This is a genomic window from Mycoplasma sp. 125 (assembly GCF_051549845.1).
In the GTDB taxonomy this organism is placed as follows: Bacteria; Bacillota_I; Bacilli_A; order Mycoplasmatales; family Metamycoplasmataceae; genus Metamycoplasma.
In genome coordinates, this window is record NZ_CP196079.1 from 19,416 (window position 1) to 37,684 (window position 18,269).

At 26.7% G+C, this 18,269-nt stretch carries 11 protein-coding genes and 1 rRNA gene; 9 read left to right on the plus strand and 3 right to left on the minus strand.

Annotated features, from left to right (window positions below; all coding sequences use genetic code 4):
* The first annotated feature begins 415 nt into the window (after window positions 1-415).
* Window positions 416-874 carry a hypothetical protein gene (locus ACSH4Z_RS00105; protein ID WP_438340604.1) on the plus strand — a complete coding sequence of 153 codons (459 nt, stop codon included), beginning with the start codon at window positions 416-418 and terminating at the stop codon, window positions 872-874.
* Window positions 875-1,842: 968 nt separating this feature from the next.
* Here ACSH4Z_RS00105 and ACSH4Z_RS00110 read toward each other — a convergent pair.
* Window positions 1,843-2,436 carry a hypothetical protein gene (locus ACSH4Z_RS00110; protein WP_438340605.1) on the minus strand — a complete coding sequence of 198 codons (594 nt, stop codon included), beginning with the start codon at window positions 2,434-2,436 and terminating at the stop codon, window positions 1,843-1,845.
* Window positions 2,437-2,517: 81 nt separating this feature from the next.
* Window positions 2,518-4,212 (minus strand): DUF262 domain-containing protein, encoded by a 1,695-nt coding sequence (locus ACSH4Z_RS00115; RefSeq protein WP_438340606.1) that lies wholly within the window; start codon window positions 4,210-4,212, stop codon window positions 2,518-2,520.
* A 677-nt stretch (window positions 4,213-4,889) separates the two neighbouring features.
* Between ACSH4Z_RS00115 and ACSH4Z_RS00120 the strand changes: the two genes are divergently transcribed.
* Window positions 4,890-5,390 (plus strand): hypothetical protein, encoded by a 501-nt coding sequence (locus ACSH4Z_RS00120; RefSeq protein ID WP_438340607.1) that lies wholly within the window; start codon window positions 4,890-4,892, stop codon window positions 5,388-5,390.
* 480 nt (window positions 5,391-5,870) lie between these two features.
* On the opposite strand, the gene gpmI is transcribed toward ACSH4Z_RS00120, so the two are convergent.
* Entirely contained in the window at window positions 5,871-7,385 is a 1,515-nt protein-coding gene (gpmI, locus tag ACSH4Z_RS00125; RefSeq protein WP_438340608.1) for a 2,3-bisphosphoglycerate-independent phosphoglycerate mutase, read from the minus strand.
* Between the two features lie 304 nt (window positions 7,386-7,689).
* On the opposite strand from gpmI, the gene ACSH4Z_RS00130 reads away from it, so the two are divergent.
* The 7 genes from ACSH4Z_RS00130 to rrf all read left to right on the plus strand — a co-directional run bounded on the left by ACSH4Z_RS00130 (window position 7,690) and on the right by rrf (window position 18,033).
* On the plus strand, window positions 7,690-10,440 hold the full coding sequence (locus tag ACSH4Z_RS00130) for a DUF885 family protein (RefSeq protein WP_438340609.1): 2,751 nt from the start codon (window positions 7,690-7,692) through the stop codon (window positions 10,438-10,440).
* A gap of 219 nt (window positions 10,441-10,659) precedes the next feature.
* Complete coding sequence (locus tag ACSH4Z_RS00135) at window positions 10,660-13,386, plus strand: DUF885 family protein (RefSeq protein ID WP_438340610.1); 2,727 nt, start codon at window positions 10,660-10,662, stop codon at window positions 13,384-13,386.
* 304 nt (window positions 13,387-13,690) lie between these two features.
* Window positions 13,691-14,074: a hypothetical protein gene (locus ACSH4Z_RS00140; protein ID WP_438340611.1), complete on the plus strand. Its 384-nt coding sequence runs from the start codon at window positions 13,691-13,693 to the stop codon at window positions 14,072-14,074.
* A gap of 606 nt (window positions 14,075-14,680) precedes the next feature.
* Entirely contained in the window at window positions 14,681-14,890 is a 210-nt protein-coding gene (locus tag ACSH4Z_RS00145; protein WP_438340612.1) for a hypothetical protein, read from the plus strand.
* 114 nt (window positions 14,891-15,004) lie between these two features.
* The gene (locus ACSH4Z_RS00150; protein ID WP_438340613.1) at window positions 15,005-17,107 is read left to right on the plus strand and encodes a hypothetical protein; all 2,103 of its coding nucleotides are present in this window, start codon (window positions 15,005-15,007) and stop codon (window positions 17,105-17,107) included.
* A gap of 110 nt (window positions 17,108-17,217) precedes the next feature.
* Window positions 17,218-17,598, plus strand: coding sequence for a hypothetical protein (locus ACSH4Z_RS00155; protein WP_438340614.1), 381 nt, complete (start codon window positions 17,218-17,220; stop codon window positions 17,596-17,598).
* Between the two features lie 331 nt (window positions 17,599-17,929).
* Window positions 17,930-18,033 (plus strand): 5S ribosomal RNA (gene rrf / locus ACSH4Z_RS00160).
* Window positions 18,034-18,269: the final 236 nt, after the last annotated feature.

An 18,269-nucleotide genomic window follows, 5' to 3' on the forward strand; every position in this document is an offset into this window, starting at 1 on the left:
AATATTTTATTTTGTAATCAGAGCGGGAGGCTACAATAATAGCAAAAATCAATGAAGTGACACTTAATATAATTGCATAAGTTAGTATTGCTATTGTAATACAATTTCAATATAACAATATAGGATGAAAAATAAACATAAATATGAAAAAAATTTTTTATCAATGTAAACAGAATATAACCGTAAAAGTATATAAGTTAGCAATGAAAATATTCAAAAAGTAAATGACATTCAAAAATACATCTTTTTCCTTGCTAATACTTTTCGCTCATTTTATTGTTTATAAATATAAGTTTATAAATTTAATTATAGCTCAATATAATTTTGCTTTTTAAGCATTATATTAAAATGATTTTTTGTGAATTCTCAATTATTTTGCAACATTCTATAGTTTAAAATAATTATAGGAGGTAATGTGAAATATAAAAAAATAGAAATCCAGAATTTAACAGATTTTGAGAAAAAAAGAAAAGGTATTTATATCGATATGACTAATGAAAAAATAAAAATAAACCAAATCGCTATAGAACACGAAGTTAGCCGTTTTACAGTTTCTAAAAAATTAAAGATCTATAAATTTTTGACGGGACATTTAATGTCTCAAACAAAAATAAAGGAAATAAAAATAGACAAAAGTTTAGTGATGATTTTTGTAGATTCTAAAATTGAAAAAATCAGAGATTTTAGTTCCTTTGTTTTTGATCAACCTACAGATAGAACTAGAAATGTTACTATGGCAGTTTATTATAGAACAAAAGGGTCAATAATGTCTTTTAAAACTCTTACAGACCCACTTTTAAAAAGGGGTATGCAACAGAGCACTTACACAAAGCAACTAGAAAAGAAGCTAAAAGAAACGCAAAAAATATTTTAAATAGTACAATTCCAGAAACAATATTTTATTATGCAATAAATAGTAGTGTTGAAAGGCCTTTTAAAACTGCTCAATTAAGTTATCCCATATGCTTTAAAATAAAGAATATAAAACATTGAACAGAAATTAGTAAAATTTAAGACCATTTAATAGATTACTTTAATTCTATATCTCCAAAATTAAAAAGAAATAGCAATAAAAACTGTTTTAGAAAAATAACTGAAGGCGATCCTGGTTGGTATGTTGATTATTATTTTAAAAACAAAACTCATTCAGGCGCAGTGAAGCACCCAAACGAATATTATGGCCCAGTTGATATAACGGCAATAGAGTTAATTTTTCAAAGAAAATAAAAGTTTTATTTCGTATGAACTCAAGTGGTGAATATTTTTTTAAAAACTCCAGAAAACCGTTACAAAGCAAGCAATGATTTATCTAACTTTAACTCACAAAGGATTTTAATTAGGTAAAAATCTTGACGTTTGAGACGTTTTGGCTTATAAATTGAGTTTGATAGTCGTAACGCATAAGTCAGTAGTTTCGACATTTACGGATAAGTTTAATTACTTGATTAGAAATTTAGAAAAATTTAAATTAAATACATCAGGTTTAAAGGAAGAAATGAGCCACCTAAAATCAATGTTTAAAAGCACAATTAAACAAGTGGATAATGACCTATCTGAATACTTTTTAAGTAGATTTTTAATTTTATTTTATTGTCTGCAAAAGCGGGTTTGAAAAAAATGGTTTGCCAACCAATCAAAATATGAATAAAGCTTAAAAAATAAATTTGATATCATAAATTTAATAAACATTTTTAAACTATAAAAATGTTGCAATTTGATTAAGAATTAACAGCAATTTATAGAACTTAAAATTATGGTACTTTATGGTTTTAAATTATTCATAATTTATTAAATCTTTAAAAAAAATTACACCAGTTAAACCAATGTAATTTTTTGACCATACTATCAAACATTATTGTTTTGTCTTTTTAATTCATCATCTACTATTTTTTCGATAACTTTTAATTCTTGCTTCATTTTTGTTTCATTAAATATATTAGACCCATAAGATTTTCCTGCATCGGCTTCTAGTTTTTTTCTTAAAGATTCATCTTTTATTAATCTAATTTTTTCTTGTAACACTTTTAATTTTTCTTTCGCTAATTTGGTGCGATTTTTGGCTGATAAATATATCGCAAAAACAAAAATACCAAAGAAAGCTATAAGCAATAGAAATAATATTGATAAAAAAGGTGTGGTGAATACAAATATTTTTGAGAGAATATATTTGTTTTTTATCTTCATCGAATCAATTTTCTTTAATTCTAATGTTAATAAAATAGCCAAGATAAATGATCCAATATTAAACAAAATTGCAAATAGTAATATTGTTATTCCTGCTCCGTCTGGATATACTTTTGGTATCAATATTGATAAAAAAGAAAAATCTACATCTTTTACCACATAATAATATCCAGTCGAAACCAAGTACAATATATATGCTAATATGGCAAAGGGTAATGATAAACCAAAATAAAGTTTTATTTTATTATTCATATTTCTCCTATTAATTATGTTTATTTTTCAATGTATTTTTCTATATTTTTTAATGTTCTTTTATAAATATCATCATTCATATTAATCCTTTGTTATTTCTTTAAATCTTTTAACTAATTCGTCATTTCTTTTTTTGATATCATTTATTGTTCAATAATCATTTTCAAGTTGTGAGATTTGTATTGCAGATCTAAATTTTGTCGCCTTTTTATATATCTCTTTTTTAGACTTAAATCAATCATCAGAAGCTCTAATATTACGCCTTTTGTCTAAAGGAATTATGTTTCCAATTTGTTCATATAATTCTTTATTTTCTTTATCGAATTGTGCATGAGATTTGGGTAAAATATGTTCTATTTCTCATTTGGCTGGCAATATATCCATCTCTTCTTGATCGTTTTGTGAATATTCAAACATTTTTATAATCATGCTTATGATTTTTACATTTGGACTTTTGATTTTTTCCATCACATCATCTGAATCTTTTTTTTCTAATTTAGAAAAATCAAACTCATGGCCTTTTATTATGCTTTTATTTAGTAACAAAATGCCGTGTTTAATATCGTTTATTGAAGGAATTACTAAATATCTTGTGACAATTCTATTTCTTAATTTTATTAATAACTCAAGATATTCACTTGTATCATCATTATCAATTTTGTCTTTATTTTTTAAATAATATATTAAAGCTGGGTATTTACCAAAATCATTAGAGAAAGAAAAAATAATATCTAGTTGTTGTTTAATCTTCGAGTTTAAGTCTTTTTCTTCATTTAAGTTATTCACCATTTTTAGAAATGAAATAATATTTTTAATAGTTTCTATCATTTTGTTAAAAATATCATCAATGTTATTTTGTTCTAGATATTTTAATATGTATTTTCTTATTCCTGGTGTGGTACTGTCGATATCTTCTTCTTCTGCCCTTAAATAGAACATATAGTATGAAAAAATATCATTTAATGTCTTATTCATTGAAACACAATCATATTCTAATTCTTTTCATTGTTCTATGAATTTATCTTTTTCATTTTTATCTTTTAATAGGTTATATATCTTAGCTTTAAAAATATCGGCATCAGAAAGAGGAACCCCTCTATTATTAAGAGTTTCAAAAACCGTCATAGCAGATTGTTGAGATTGCGAAGATACAGTTAAGATAAGGGTTTTTTCTAATATGGTATTAAAAAAGTTAAATATCCCCTCAATTTCATTTTTTGCTTTTTCTTCAATCAACTCTATTAATTTTGCATAGTTTTTCGAATAATTACTTTTGCTTTTTTTGTTATATTCACCACTTTTGATGATATTCTCAAAATCTTCTAAATTACTTTGCATTACTGAAACATTTTGAATGGACATTGAATTTCTATCAATTATTTTTTTATAATCATTTGAAATATGTCAAATACATTCTTCAATTTCTTTTGCTAAATTTTTAGTATTTTCACTATTAGTGTTCTCACATTTTTTAAGAATTGCTCTTAAAAGTAGAAAAATGGTTGTTATACGTTGTTGTCCGTCGATAATTTCTCATTTTCCATCCTCGTTTTCAAAGAAAACAATTGAACCTAAAAAATACTGTTCTTTTGAATTTGGCTCTTTAAGTATAATTTTGTAAAATTCTCATAAATCACTGAATAATTTTTCGGTTTGTTCTTCTCCTCATGAATATGGTCTTTGATATTCAGGTATTAAAAAATTATGTTCTTTAGAAGCATTTTGAAATAAATTTCTAATTGTTATACTATCTATATTTATTTTGTTTTGTGTCATATATTTGCCTTCTCCATGAAAATACGCAAAAATACACCTAATAGTTAGGTGTTAATTTATTGTTAAATTATTTATTAAGAGTCTGCTCTCTCTCTCTCTCTCTCTCAATCTTATTAAAAGAGGATTAGGGAAAGAAAATGCATTTAAAGTTTTCTTTGCATTATTCATGGTAATATAATTATAATAAATTTCTTTAGATATTGACATATCGAAAACGCGTTTTGATCATGTAAATTCTCAATTATTTTGCAACATTCTATAGTTTAAAATCACTATAGGAGGTAACGAGAAATATAAAAAAATAGAAATCCAGAATTTAACAGATTTTGAGAAAAAAAGAAAAAGTATTTATATCGATATAACTAATGAAAAAATAAAAATAAACCAAATCGCCATAAAACACGAAGTTAGCCGTTTTACAGTTTCTAAAATTAAAAAATTTATAAATTTTAGTGGGACATTTAATGTCTCACACAAAAATAAAGGAAATAAATATAGACAAAAGTTTAGTGCTGATCTAGTAGATTCTGAAATTGAAAAAATCAGAGATTTTAGTTCTTTTGTTTTTGAACAACCTACAGATAGAACTAGAAATGTTACTATAACAATTTATTATAGAACAAAGGGTTCAATAATGTCTTTTAAAACGCTTTACAGACGCACCTTAAAAAGGGGTTATGAAACAGAGCACTTGCACAAAGCAACTAGAAAGGAAGCTAAAAGAAACGTTAAAAAATATTTTAAATAGTACGATTCCAGGAAGAATATTTTATTATGCAATAAATAGTAGTGTTGAAAGGCCTTTTAAAACTGCTCAATTAAGTTATCCCATATGCTTTAAAATAAAGAATATAAAACATTGAACAGAAATTAGTAAAATTGAAGACCAATTAATAGATTACTTTAATTCTATATCCCCAAAATTAAAAAGAAATAGCAATAAAAACTGTTTTAGAAAAATAACTGAAGGCGATCCTGGTTGGTATGTTGATTATCATTTTAAAAACAAAACTCATTTTGGTGCAGTTAAGTATCTAAACGAATATTATGCTCCAGTTGATACTAACGGCAATAGAGTTAATTTTTCAAAGAAAATAAAAGTTTTATTTTGTATGAACTCAAGTTGTGAATATTGTTTTAAAACTCCGGAAAATCGTTACAAAGCAAACAGTGATTAACTCACAAAAGATTTTTAATTAGGTAAAAATCTTGACATTTGAGACGATTTGGCTTATAAATTGAGTTTGATAGTCTTAAGGCATAAGTCAGTAGTTTCGACATTTACGAACAAGTTTAATTACTTGATCAGAAATTTAGAAAAATTTAAATTAAATACATCAGGTTTAAAAGAAGAAATGAACCATTTAAAATCAATGTTTAAAAGCACAATTAACCAATCCAAATATGAATAAATTTAAAAAATAAGGGCCGTAAGGTTAATTTAAAAATATATTGCTATTTAATTTTTTTCAAAATATATAGATTGACAAAAAAATAATAGCAAAGTGTCACACTTTGCTAATTTTCCTGATTACTGGTTTAAATTTTTAGGTCTTAAAAAATAAATTTGATATCATAAGTTTAATAAGAATTTTTAACTATAAAAAATATTGCAATTTGATTAAGAATTGACACTTATATTACTTTTATAAATTTAATTAAAACTTCTTTAGCAATGATTGTCCTGTCATTTCCTTTGGTTTCTGAATATTTAAATATTCAAGAATTGTGGGTGCAACATCACAAAGCGCCCCATTTTTTAATTCAATATTTTTATCAGTTGAAACAAATAAAACCGGACTTGTTGTATGTTTTGTTGCAGGTTTATTATTTTCATCCTCAGTTATTTCGGCATTTCCATGATCGGCAGTTATGAATCATGTTACTTTATCACGATTAGCTATCACGAATTTAAGAATTCGTTCAAATTGTTCATCTAGAAACTCAATTGCTTTTATTGTTGCTTGTAAATTCCCAGTATGACCCACCATATCTGGATTAGCATAATTCATGATAACAAAGTCATAATCATTAATTTTTTCAAGCAATTCGTCAGTTATTTCTTTAGCTGACATATGAGGATAATCAGTAAAGCTTGCAGCTTTGATACTATTTACTAAAATTCTATCTTCATTTTTATAAATAACTTCTTTTCCACCATCCATAAAGAAGGTCACATGCGCATATTTTTGAGTCTCTGCTAATCTTAGTTGTTTTAGATTGTTGGTGGCTAACACTTCTCCAAGCGGGTTATCTACTTGCATTTCTTTAAATGCGACTAAGGAATTAATACCCTCATATTTCATTAAAGAAGCAAATAGATTTGGTTTTGTTTTGTTTTTAGGTTTATATTCATATAGTTTGCTATCTAAAATTAGATGACTAAGTTGTCTAGCACGATCTGGTCTAAAATTAAAGAAAAAAACATTATCATTTTCTTTTAAAAATAAGCCATTTTGGTTTTGTGCAGGGTAGAAAAACTCGTCATAAATTCCTTGATTATATTGTTCGTTTATATACTTATTAATATCTTTATACTTGATGGGCGATTTGCCAAGAATCGCTTCAAGTGCCAATTCATTTCTTTCGAATATTTGGTCACGGTCCATAGCATAAAAGCGCCCCGAAATGCTTGAAATCGGATAATTGAAATCTTCTGATAATTTTTTAAGTATTATCAATGAATCATTAATTGATTGTGGCTTGACATCTCGACCATCACCAAAAATATGAATTGAAACTTTTTTAAGTCCCTTGTGGTTGGCAAGTTTTATAATTTCAAATAAATGGTTATCTAATGAATGTACACCGCCATTACTTAGCAAGCCCATTAAATGCAAAGTGGTATTGTTTGCTATTGAATTATCAATTAATTTATTTATTACCTCGTTTTTTTCAAAATCACCAGTCTCTATTGCTCTATTAATCAATGATAAACCAGTATATACAATTCTTCCTGCCCCGATGTTTAGATGGCCGACTTCTGAATTCCCAATTTGACCCTTCGGAAGGCCTACATATTCTCCAGATGCTTGCAAAACAGAATTAGGACACATTGCAAACAAATAATCAAATATTGGATGATAAGCCTGTGCAAAAGCATTTCCTTGTCTTTCATTTCTAAGGCCCAAACCATCAATTACTGTTAATATTACTTTTTTTTGATTTTCCATACATTACCTCTATAATAATAAAAAAATATATTTTTACTTATATAAATTTTATAATAAAACAAATGATGCTAAATCATTTCGGTTGATTGAGGTGTTAAATTATAAAATATCTTAAAAAGATTGATATTTGACTTTTTTTGGTCCATTTTTTCCTCTAATTATGTAAACTAAAGGCAAATGTAATATAATAAAAAATGTGTATCTATTGTGGACACACAAATCTTTATTTTTTAAACTTTATCAAAAGGTAAAAAATTTTATTAAATGATAAATTAATAAACTAAATTTAAGGATAAGTATATATATGACTCCAAAAACAAAAAAAGCCCTAATTATTAGTGGTATTGTAGGCGGTATTGTTTTAGTACCTACAGTAGTTACAATAATTCCATATGGCGCTCAAATTTCATGATTTAAAAGAGAAACTCAAAAGAATCAAAGATATGAGAAAGAATATGTAGAAGCTAAGAAAGCAGCTGTTGAAGATGAAGCAAATAAGGCTTTAAAAGCTAAAATCGATGCTAAGGATGCTCAAATTGCAGACTTAACACAAAAAAGCCAAAATGCTGATGAAACAACTAAAGCAAAATTAGAACAAGAAATTAGAAATGCTGAAGCAGAACGTGCTCAACTTGACGATCAATATCAAGAAAATATTGAATCTAAAATTTTACCTATATTAGCAAAAATTGCTGAAGAAGGTGATTTGAGATACTATGAAGGTACCTTAAAAAATACAGCCGAATATGTAGTATTGTCATACAAAAAATTTCAAAGAGATTTAGCAAAACTTGCTTCTAGAGATGATTTAGATATAAATTATCCAAGCAAGGAAAATGCTCAAGAAATTATTAAGTTCTATCAAGATTGAATTAATACATTTTCGAAAATTAATTCAAGAAACCTAAACACTGCCTCAACAGCATGAGTAAGCGGATTAAAATATGAATGAGAAATAGCTAAAACAGTTTATGCATCAGAAAGCCGTTTACTTGGTGTCTGATTAGAATCAGGTCTATCTTCAGCATATCCTATCAATGCTTTTTATGACACAATTAGTGCAATTGATAATGCGAGAGCTCCAAAGGTTCAAAAGAATCTTAAAGAAGGAATTGAATCTGATGTTGTTTTATCAAAAGTGGTTATCAAAAATAATGTAAGATCAATTTTATCTAATTTTTACCAAGAGCAATTGGCAGAATTTTTAAAAGGATCTGATGATGAAATAAAAGTTACTGACCTTATTGCAAAAAATGAAGAATTAGCTAAATCAAGCCCAGAATTAGTGAAATTCCACAAATTCTATGCTGATGAATATTACAAGGCTTCTAAATCAGGTTTGGGTGAAAATCTAGATGAATTAAAACTATATAAAACAAATAAAATCAACGAAAAAGAAAATCACGTTGAAGTATTTGATGGCAATGATGTTAAAACAGTTTATGGTGTTGGTTTAACTGAAAAAGACCTAAATGCTAAGAATGTTGGTTTAAATTCTATCGTAGGAAAACCAGGTGTAACAAATGGAGATAAGGTTTATAGTGGTATCTTAAAATTCTCTACTACTACAGATGATACAGCCCAAGATGTGTTTAATTCAGGTTATGAAACAACGACAACAGCTGCTAAAAATATGAAATTGACAGCCGCTGCAGTTGCTAAATTAATTACTGGAAAAGACAAAGGTGTATGAGCTCCAACAATTAAGTATGATGCTGATGGTCTTGGACCAAATCCAGTTGAAGAAGTTAAATTAAAAATTAGAGATGCTAATGGTGAAATCAATATTTCTGATTTCTACAAGTGATTAAACCAAGAACAATTCTTCTTTGGCCGTGAAGATGCTTCATATTACACAGAAGCTAAAAAACAAGATTTAGCAAATGATCCTAAATTAGAGGATGCAAGAAAAAATCTAAAAAGATTAGGATATGACTTCTTAAAGACAAATAAAACCAAATATGGTTCGATTACAAATGAACAATTCTACTATGGAGCACTAGAAGCATTCAAGGGTTACCATGAATTTAGAGATACTACAATTGATCATGGATATTCATATTTCCCTAAGAGTGTTCCAAGATACGGAATCACTTCATATGAATATAAAAGACGTGCTGAAGAAGGTGTTGGTGCATATAATGGTAATGCACAAGTTGAAAAAGATGGATTTGGTGCATTTACATTTAATGTCGATCCATACTACAGCTTACCAAAATGATCAGTAACTTCTTTTGCTAACCACGAAAGTGTTATGGGACACCACAACCAAATCTATTACGCTAAAGAGTTTTTAAAAACTATTGATGGATTAACTGTTGGAAATATCTTTGATTACACTTCATATGCAGAAGGTTGAGCTTTATTTATGGAATGATTCGGAATTGAATCAGGACTATACGGAACTCCTGACTTTGACAGCGAAGACTATTACGCTTTCCCAGTAAGTTTTAAACATTCAAATGGAATTACAAGCTTTGTTTCTTCAGCAATATCGCAAGATGAATCAGCTGTAACTGCTGCAGAAATTAAAGGAATGAAGGAATTACATGGTGGTGTATATTGAAGTTTAGTTGCATCAGAAGGCAAAAATAACTCAAGCGATGAAGAACACACTCTAAGAGCTGTTGAATTAGCTAATATGTTGCAATATTTTGGTGCTTTAAATGAAGCTCAATTACGTAACATGAGACGTGCTGTCGATCCTGCATACCATGGAAGAATTGAAGGAAAAGAAGATTTACCTGCCGGTGCATCAATTCAAGATGTTAGAAACTTCCTACATGCTAACTCAGCATTAGGAATTGGTGATATTACATCAGAATCAAAACGTTATCTAAACCTACCCGGACAAGCAACATCATATAATGCTGGTAAAGAAGCTATGTTGAAGCTATATGACAGAGTACGTCAATCAAAGGGACTTTCAAGAAAAGATTTTGTTACTGTCGAAGATAAGGCAAACATTAAAGAACTATTAAATCTAATGTTAGAAACAGGTGGATTACCTCTTGAAACTTTAAAGGAAATTGTAGAATTACATTACAAACTATAAGAGATTTAATTATTCTTTTTTAAAAACATCTAGCTAGTCTAGATGTTTTTAATTTTCCTTTCTTGTAGTGAAACTAAAACTCTGTATAGTATCAAAGATAAATATTTTTATGCTTTTTCATTTAAAATTAAGGTACCTGCAATTTTTGGCAGGAACTACTAAACATTGGATTTATATTTTTAAATTAGACATATAATAAAAGGATTTTAAATAATATATATGACTCAAAAAACAAAAAAAGCATTAATAATAACTTCGGTTGTTGGCACCTTAGTTGCAGCTCCTGTGATTTTTACTGTAATCCCTTTTGCTGCTCAAAATGCTTTATTTAGAAAAACAATTAATGAAAACAAGAAACTAGAAAGCGAATTAACAAATGCTGAGGCAAAGGCAGTTGAGGCAAATGTTGATACAAAAAATAATATTGATGAAAAGAATACCAAACTAAAAGATTTAAATACAAAGTATAATGAATTGAATGATAAAAAGAGTGAACAAGCCACAAAAATTGCTAAAGAAATCGAAATGCTTGCTAGCGAAATTAGAAATCTTGAGTTAGAATACAAAGTAAACATTGATAATGCAATATTGCCTTATTTAGCTAAAATCGCCCAACATGGTGATGCTAAGTATTATGATAATAATTACAAACATACAGCTAGATATATTGTTCTTTCATATGATAAGTTTCAGAGAGAATTAGATGATTTGGCGGCAAATATTGATATATTCTATCCTGAAAAAGAAGATGTTGACAAGATTGTTAAATACTATCAAAAATGAATTGATTTATTTTCAAAAATTAACTCTAATAATCTCAATGTAACTACAACAGCCTGAGCAAGTGGATTGAAATATGATTGGGAAATCGCACAAACCGTCTATGCTTCACAAGGGCGACTAGCAGGTGCATTTTATGAAGGCGGACCAACATCAGCTTACCCAGTTAATTCATTTTATAAAACTATTTTAAGAATAACTGGCGATAAAGCCGAAAAGATGCAAAGAAACTTAAACGAAGGAATGCAAGCTAATATTGTTTTATCAAAAGTTGTTATTAAAAACAATGTTAATATCATTTTATCAAGGCATTATTCAAAAGAATTGCTAGAGTTTGCAAAAGGAACACAAGAATCAAAGTCTGTTATTGAGATAATTGATTCTAATAAAACTCTTGATGAAAAAACTAAGGCATTCCATAAATTTTATGCAACTGAATATTACAAAGCATCAACTACTGGCTTAGGCGAAAATTTAGAAGAGCTTAAGGTGTTTAAATCAAATGCAGTTAACGAATTAGAAAATACTATTGAAATTTTTGATAATTTAAGTAAAAAAGTTGTTTCAATTTACGGGCTTGGTTTAACCGAAAAAGATCTTGATGCTAAAAATGTTGGTTTATCAAGTATTCCTGGTGATGAGAAAAATACAACTGGTAAAAAGATATATGATGGTATTTTAAAATTTGCTACAACTTCAAATGATTCTGCACAGGACGTATTTAATTCGGGTTATGAAACAACAAAGACGGCTGTTAAGAACATGGAATTAACTGCAAAAGCAGTCGCCAGATTAATTACCGGAAATGAGAACGAACCATGAACCCCAACTATTAAGTATGATTCTGATGGTGTTGGCCCACAAGAGGTTAAGGATGTTGTACTTGAAATAAGAGATGCAAATGGGAATATTAATTTGCCTGAGTTTTATAAATGATTAAACCAAGAACAGTTCTTTTTTGGTCGCGAAAATTCCTCATATTACACGCAAGAAAAGAAGAATGAATTAGAAAAAGACCCAAAATTACAAGATGCTATTAAAAATTTAAAGAATTTAGGTTATGAATTCTTAAAAGGCCAAGATTCTAAATATGGTTCAATTACAAATGACCAGTTTTATTACGGAGCTTTAGAAGCTTTTAAAGGTTATAATCAATTTAGAGACACTACTATTAATGAAGGATATTCTTATTTCCCTAAACAAGTGCCGAGATATGGAATTACTACATATGAATATTCAACTCGTTTAAGTTCAGGTGTCGGTGCATATAACGGAAGAGCTAAGGTTGAAAAAGACGGATTTGGTGCATTTACATTTAATGCGGACCCTTATTTTGGCTTGCCAAAATGGTCAGTAACTTCATTTGCTAATCACGAAAGCGTCATGGGACATCACAATCAAATATACTATGCGCAAAAATTTCTAAAAACTGTTGATGGGCTAACGATAGGAGACATTTTTAACTATACTTCATACAAGGAAGGTTGAGCTTTATTTATGGAATGATTTGGAATCGAGGCAGGTTTATATGGAACGCCTGACTTTGAAAATGAAGATTATTACGCTCTACCTGTTAGCTTCAAATCAGCAAAAGGAATTACAAGTTTTGTTAAAGCGACAAGACCACAATATGTAACTAACGAAGAAATTAAAGGAATGAAGGAACTACATGGTGGCGTGTATTGAAATTTAGTTGTTTCAAAAAACAAAATTGATGATGATAAATTGCATACTTTGAAAGCCGTTGAATTAGCTAATATGTTGCAATATTTTGGTGCTTTAAATGAAGCTCAATTGCGTAACATGAGACGTGCTGTTGATACTGCATATCATGGAGATATTAAAGGTACTGATGATTTACCAGCCGGCGCTTCAATTAATGACATAAGAAAATTCCTACATGCTAACTCAGCATTAGGAATTGGTGATATTACATCAGAATCAAAACGTTATTTAAATCTACCCGGACAAGCAACATCGTATAATTCAGGTAAAGAAGCAATGTTGAAACTATATGACAGAGTTCGTAAGTCAAAAGGCCTTTCAAGGGAAGAATTTGTATCAAATAAGGAAAACATTAAGGAATTTTTGAATTTATTATTAGAGACCGGTGCATTACCTCTTGAAACCTTGAAAGAAATTGTCGAATTACATTACAATTTATAATTTTATCTGCAAAATTAAAACTAGCCTTTTTGGCTGGTTTTTTTCTTGTTAGAGGAATAAAATAATATAATTAAATTTTTTTATTTTTCATTAAATTGCAACAAAAATGAGCCACCTAACATATATAGTAAAATGTTATAGATGGTCTTATTATGTATGAAATAGAATTAAACTATTTTCAGTTAAATAGAAAACGAAAAATTAGATGTTATAACTACATATTCTAATTTAACAAATAAGCAATTATCCTTAAAAGCAAGATGTTCAATACTAACTATAAAAAGATTAAAACAAAAATTAAGAAATGCTGAATTATGCAAAAAAAGAAGTTAATTTAGCACATCGCAACCAATGAGGCGACAGAAAAAAGATTTACAACTATGTTTTAATTATCAATTATTTAAAAAATATGAAAGCAAAAAATTATTGCTGGAACAAAAAAATAGTTCTTGTAATTCATATATGTCTTAGTGTTTGTTTTATGAAAGGAAAAGCTAATGTAAAAATATCATATAGCCAATTAACAAAAAGACTTACACAAAGCGGATTTCTAAGTGCTTTTGCTCATAAAAATACAATACAAAGACAAAAAACTTTTGTAAAAAAATATATACCTTATAAGCCAAATATTTTGCCTAAAGAAAAGATTGCAAAACCAACCATAATCTCAAAAAAAAAAAAAAAATAGTAAATATGGGCGAATATGTTGAACTTGATGGATCTATTCATTTTTTTGTTGATCAAACCTTATGAACAATTGTTGCATGTATCAATGTTTCAGCTTCAAAAGTTTTATAATTTTATTTTGATAAAAAAAGCGTAAATCAGTAAAAGGTTATTAAATTATTATTCAAAATATGATTAATAAATATGGAATACCAAAAGTAATGATTAGTGATAATAGAATGAATTTTCATAAATAGCCTTGAATCTAGCGCTATTTTGTATAATGCAGTCACAAAATTAGCTACTGAATTTATAACAACTTCAGTATCTAATGAAAAACCACATATAGAAAGTTTTTAGAGAATTGCACATAATAGAATTCCAATATTCTTAAAAGATAGAAATATTAAAACAAACCAAGACGCTAATAAATATAGACACGAAATTATTGCAATGCTTATTGATATAAAAACAAGAAAATCAATTACCGATTCTGAAAAAAATGAATTTAGAAAACCAAACAGCACAACTCTTGAAGCTTATTTTGATTCGCCAATTAAAAGACAATTTTTTAATGAAGTTGTAACATTTAAAAATAAAAGTCACATCAAAAAATGATGTAACTTTTATGATCGGCGCAGATGAACTATACTTTTTTCACATAAACAATAAAAGATATAAAGCTTTTGAATTAAATGAAAATGACATTCGAATGTATGAGAAAATAGCATATAGTAAAAAGCTTCCTCTTGAAATATCGGTGGTTAAAAAAATTTTGAAACACCAAGAAATTGAATATTACTACAATCAAATGTTATCTAAAAAACAGAAATTTTAGAATCTTTTGTTAAAACTGGTCTTATTTCACAAAGAGAAATAGATTTAATGCGATCAATTAATGATATTTTTTAAATATTAAAGATATAAAATAAAAAAGATATAAAATAAAAAAATGAAAGAAATTAACGCTATTAAAATTTTTAAAAAATTAAAAAAAAGTCTTAATTATTTTGATAATTACAAATTATTAAATGACAAAGGTATAACAACTCTTTATGATCTCGCAAAAACTCTTGATAGCGAAATATATGAGTTAGATTTGCAATATTATAAAATTCAGGAAATTATTGAATTAAAAAAGAAAGCAATAAGATTAAATCCTTTAATGTTTTTAAGTCCTGAAGGTATTTTTGAATATGAATCTAAAATATATTATGATTTTAAAATACATGATTTAATAAACGCAGAAAATTACGAAAGTAAACATTGTTCATTACGTAAAATAACCAATCTGTCGGAATTAATAAGATCTCTTAATGATCCTCTAAATACTAAATTCTTTAATAAAAAAATGAATAATTTGCTAAATAAAATAGAACTTCAAACTAAAGAACATTATGATTTGCTTTATGCTAAAGGTAAAGAAGTTTACATTCTTTGAAATTTAATATTCAAAACAAAAATTGAGTTAGATGATAATTTAATAAATTTTATATTAACAAATTTAGAGCATATAAAAATTAATCCAAATATGCTAATTTTTGAATATATACAATCTTATATAAGCATTCAAAGTGGTTATGTCGATATAAAAAAATTCGAAGAGATTATAAAAAATTTTTCAATTTATAAACAGTATATTAACAATTATTTAAAAATGTCTGACAAATATAAAATTGAAGGCGATCTAGTTTGCCTGATAAAAAAATCTTTTTTTGAATCTAATGAATTAGTAGAAAAAGTCTTTAAACACAAGGAATATTTAAAGAATTTAAATGACTTTAGATTTCAATATAAATCATTAAGGATATGTCTTGAAAAAAATGACCTAGTATTTTCAGAAAATGAATATCTGCATTTAATTGAAAATTACGTTATTAGCAAGGAATATTTAATTCAGTTCTTTGACCTTACTGAAAGACAAATTCAATATCTATCAGCTATAAAAAATCAAAAAACAGTCAAAAAAGAATTATATTATGCACTCAATGACGAAAACATTCCCGAAAGCTACAAGATAATTATTAAACAGATATTAGAAAAAAGCAATGATTATTTAACTGAGGTTGATGGAAAAATACTAAGAGCTAATAAACTTGCCGTTTTGGAACATATAATTAGTTTGCACAAAGACGAAACATTATCAATTAAATATTTATGAGTTCAATATTTTGAATTTTTAAAAAATCTCGACCTTTCGGATAATAGATATAATTATATGGTGGAAGGCTTAACTTTACATACTTTTGAAGCAAATTTAGGAAGAATGGATAATCTTATTCTGAATCTATACAGAAGATATAGATTCTATAATTTTTCAAAATATGATTTTAATAAGTTTTTTGAGCACATTAAATTTAATCAAATGAATAACATAATTATATCTACGAAATATTTTATTCAAAAGTATCCCGAAATAATGCAACAATATGATATTAAAAATGAATATGATTTACACAGTATAATAAAATATTTAAAGTCAAGAAATATAATTGAGTTAAATTGCATCCTTCAAAGAATGCCGTACTTGCAATTTGGAAATATAACCGAGGACCAACAACTTTATAAATATATAAAAATGTGACAACCGATTAAATATGATAATTTTATAGAAAAGTATTGCTCTCAATTGGGTTTTAATTTTGACTCAATAAGAAATAATTGCTATGCATTTCTGCAAAAATTTTTAGATAAAAACGGCTACTTGGAAGTTTCAAATAACCAAGAAATATCAGTTGAAAATATTGAAAAACTTAAAATGTTAACTAAAGAAGATTTGTATACTAAAGAAGCATTAATCAAGATTATTAAGTCATTTTTAACTCAAAATTATGCCGTTAATGATTTTATGATCAAAAAATTAGGATTTAATTTAAATGATAATTTTGCATATAAAAGCAATTATAAGAGCTTAGCATCTTTTATCAGGTATGTTATAAAAGATTTTGAGGTCTTTACTTTTAAGGATGTTTTAGACTTTTTAAACATAAATAAAAGAACTGAAAAAACGCACGCTATAAAAACGCATCCTTTGAAAAAGTTAAACAAAATTTAGATATTATAAGATGAGATAAAAGCAAGTATTTATATATCAGTATTGACTATTTAAATAAAACTTATGGAATATCTAAAGAATTAATTAACGATTTTAAAAATTCTGCTCTTTTGCAAATAAAATCAACTTTTTTTAACATAACAAGTCTTGTCAATGAAGGTTTTAATCATAAACTTTTAGAATTTAGATTTAGTGCCGAGTTTTATAATGACATAATATCAAAAGACAATTCAATTATTAAATTAAACGCATTAAGCGATATTATGTATTATAAAACCAAGGAAAAAAGCAACATTGATTTTGTTGATTTTTTGAATCATATTAAAAGCGACTTTCTCAAAGAAATTGATTCTAATGAAATTATAATAGACAAACTAAGAGACTATATCAATAGAAAATTTGGAATTAACTATAAAATTAATTACTTAATTGAAAAAGTAAAAAAATCCAATTATAATTTCAACCCTATTAAGTTAAAAATCTATAAATAAATCACAAATTTAAATACAACGCCTAAATATAAAATATTTAAGTGTTGTATTTTTAAAAAAGTTGTTAATTCTCAATCAAATCGCAACACTTTTATAGTTTAAAAATGTTCATTAAACTTATGATATCAAATTTATTTTTTAAGACTTAAAAATTAAACCAGTAATCAGGAAAAATTGGTAGTGTAGTAAATTTTATGTAAATTTATCTCCTACTTGCTTTTTGAGTAAGAGATTTGGGAATTGCAATATAGTATAAAATGATTGAGAATTTACATAATGGATATTTTTTTAAAAAAAATGAATATAAAAAAAATTAGTATATAATTATATCCATAGCAACCATAACGAAGGGGCCCACCTGATTCCATTCCGAACTCAGCAGTTAAGACCTTCCGTGCCGAAAATACCATAAGGGAAGATAGGTCGTTGCTTTTTTTATTTCCTTTTTTTACTTTAAGCATTGTAGGTAACTAAAAACTGATATTTATAAATTTATGAAATAATAATCTTCATGTTTTAAAAAAATATAAAAAAGTTATAACTAATTACTTTGGTAATTTCATTCTATTTACTATATAATATAGTTAATGATTGATTATATAAAATGTTATTTCCACATTTTAATGTAATAAAAAAGTCCTTAAAATAAGATAGATTTGAATATTTGCAAT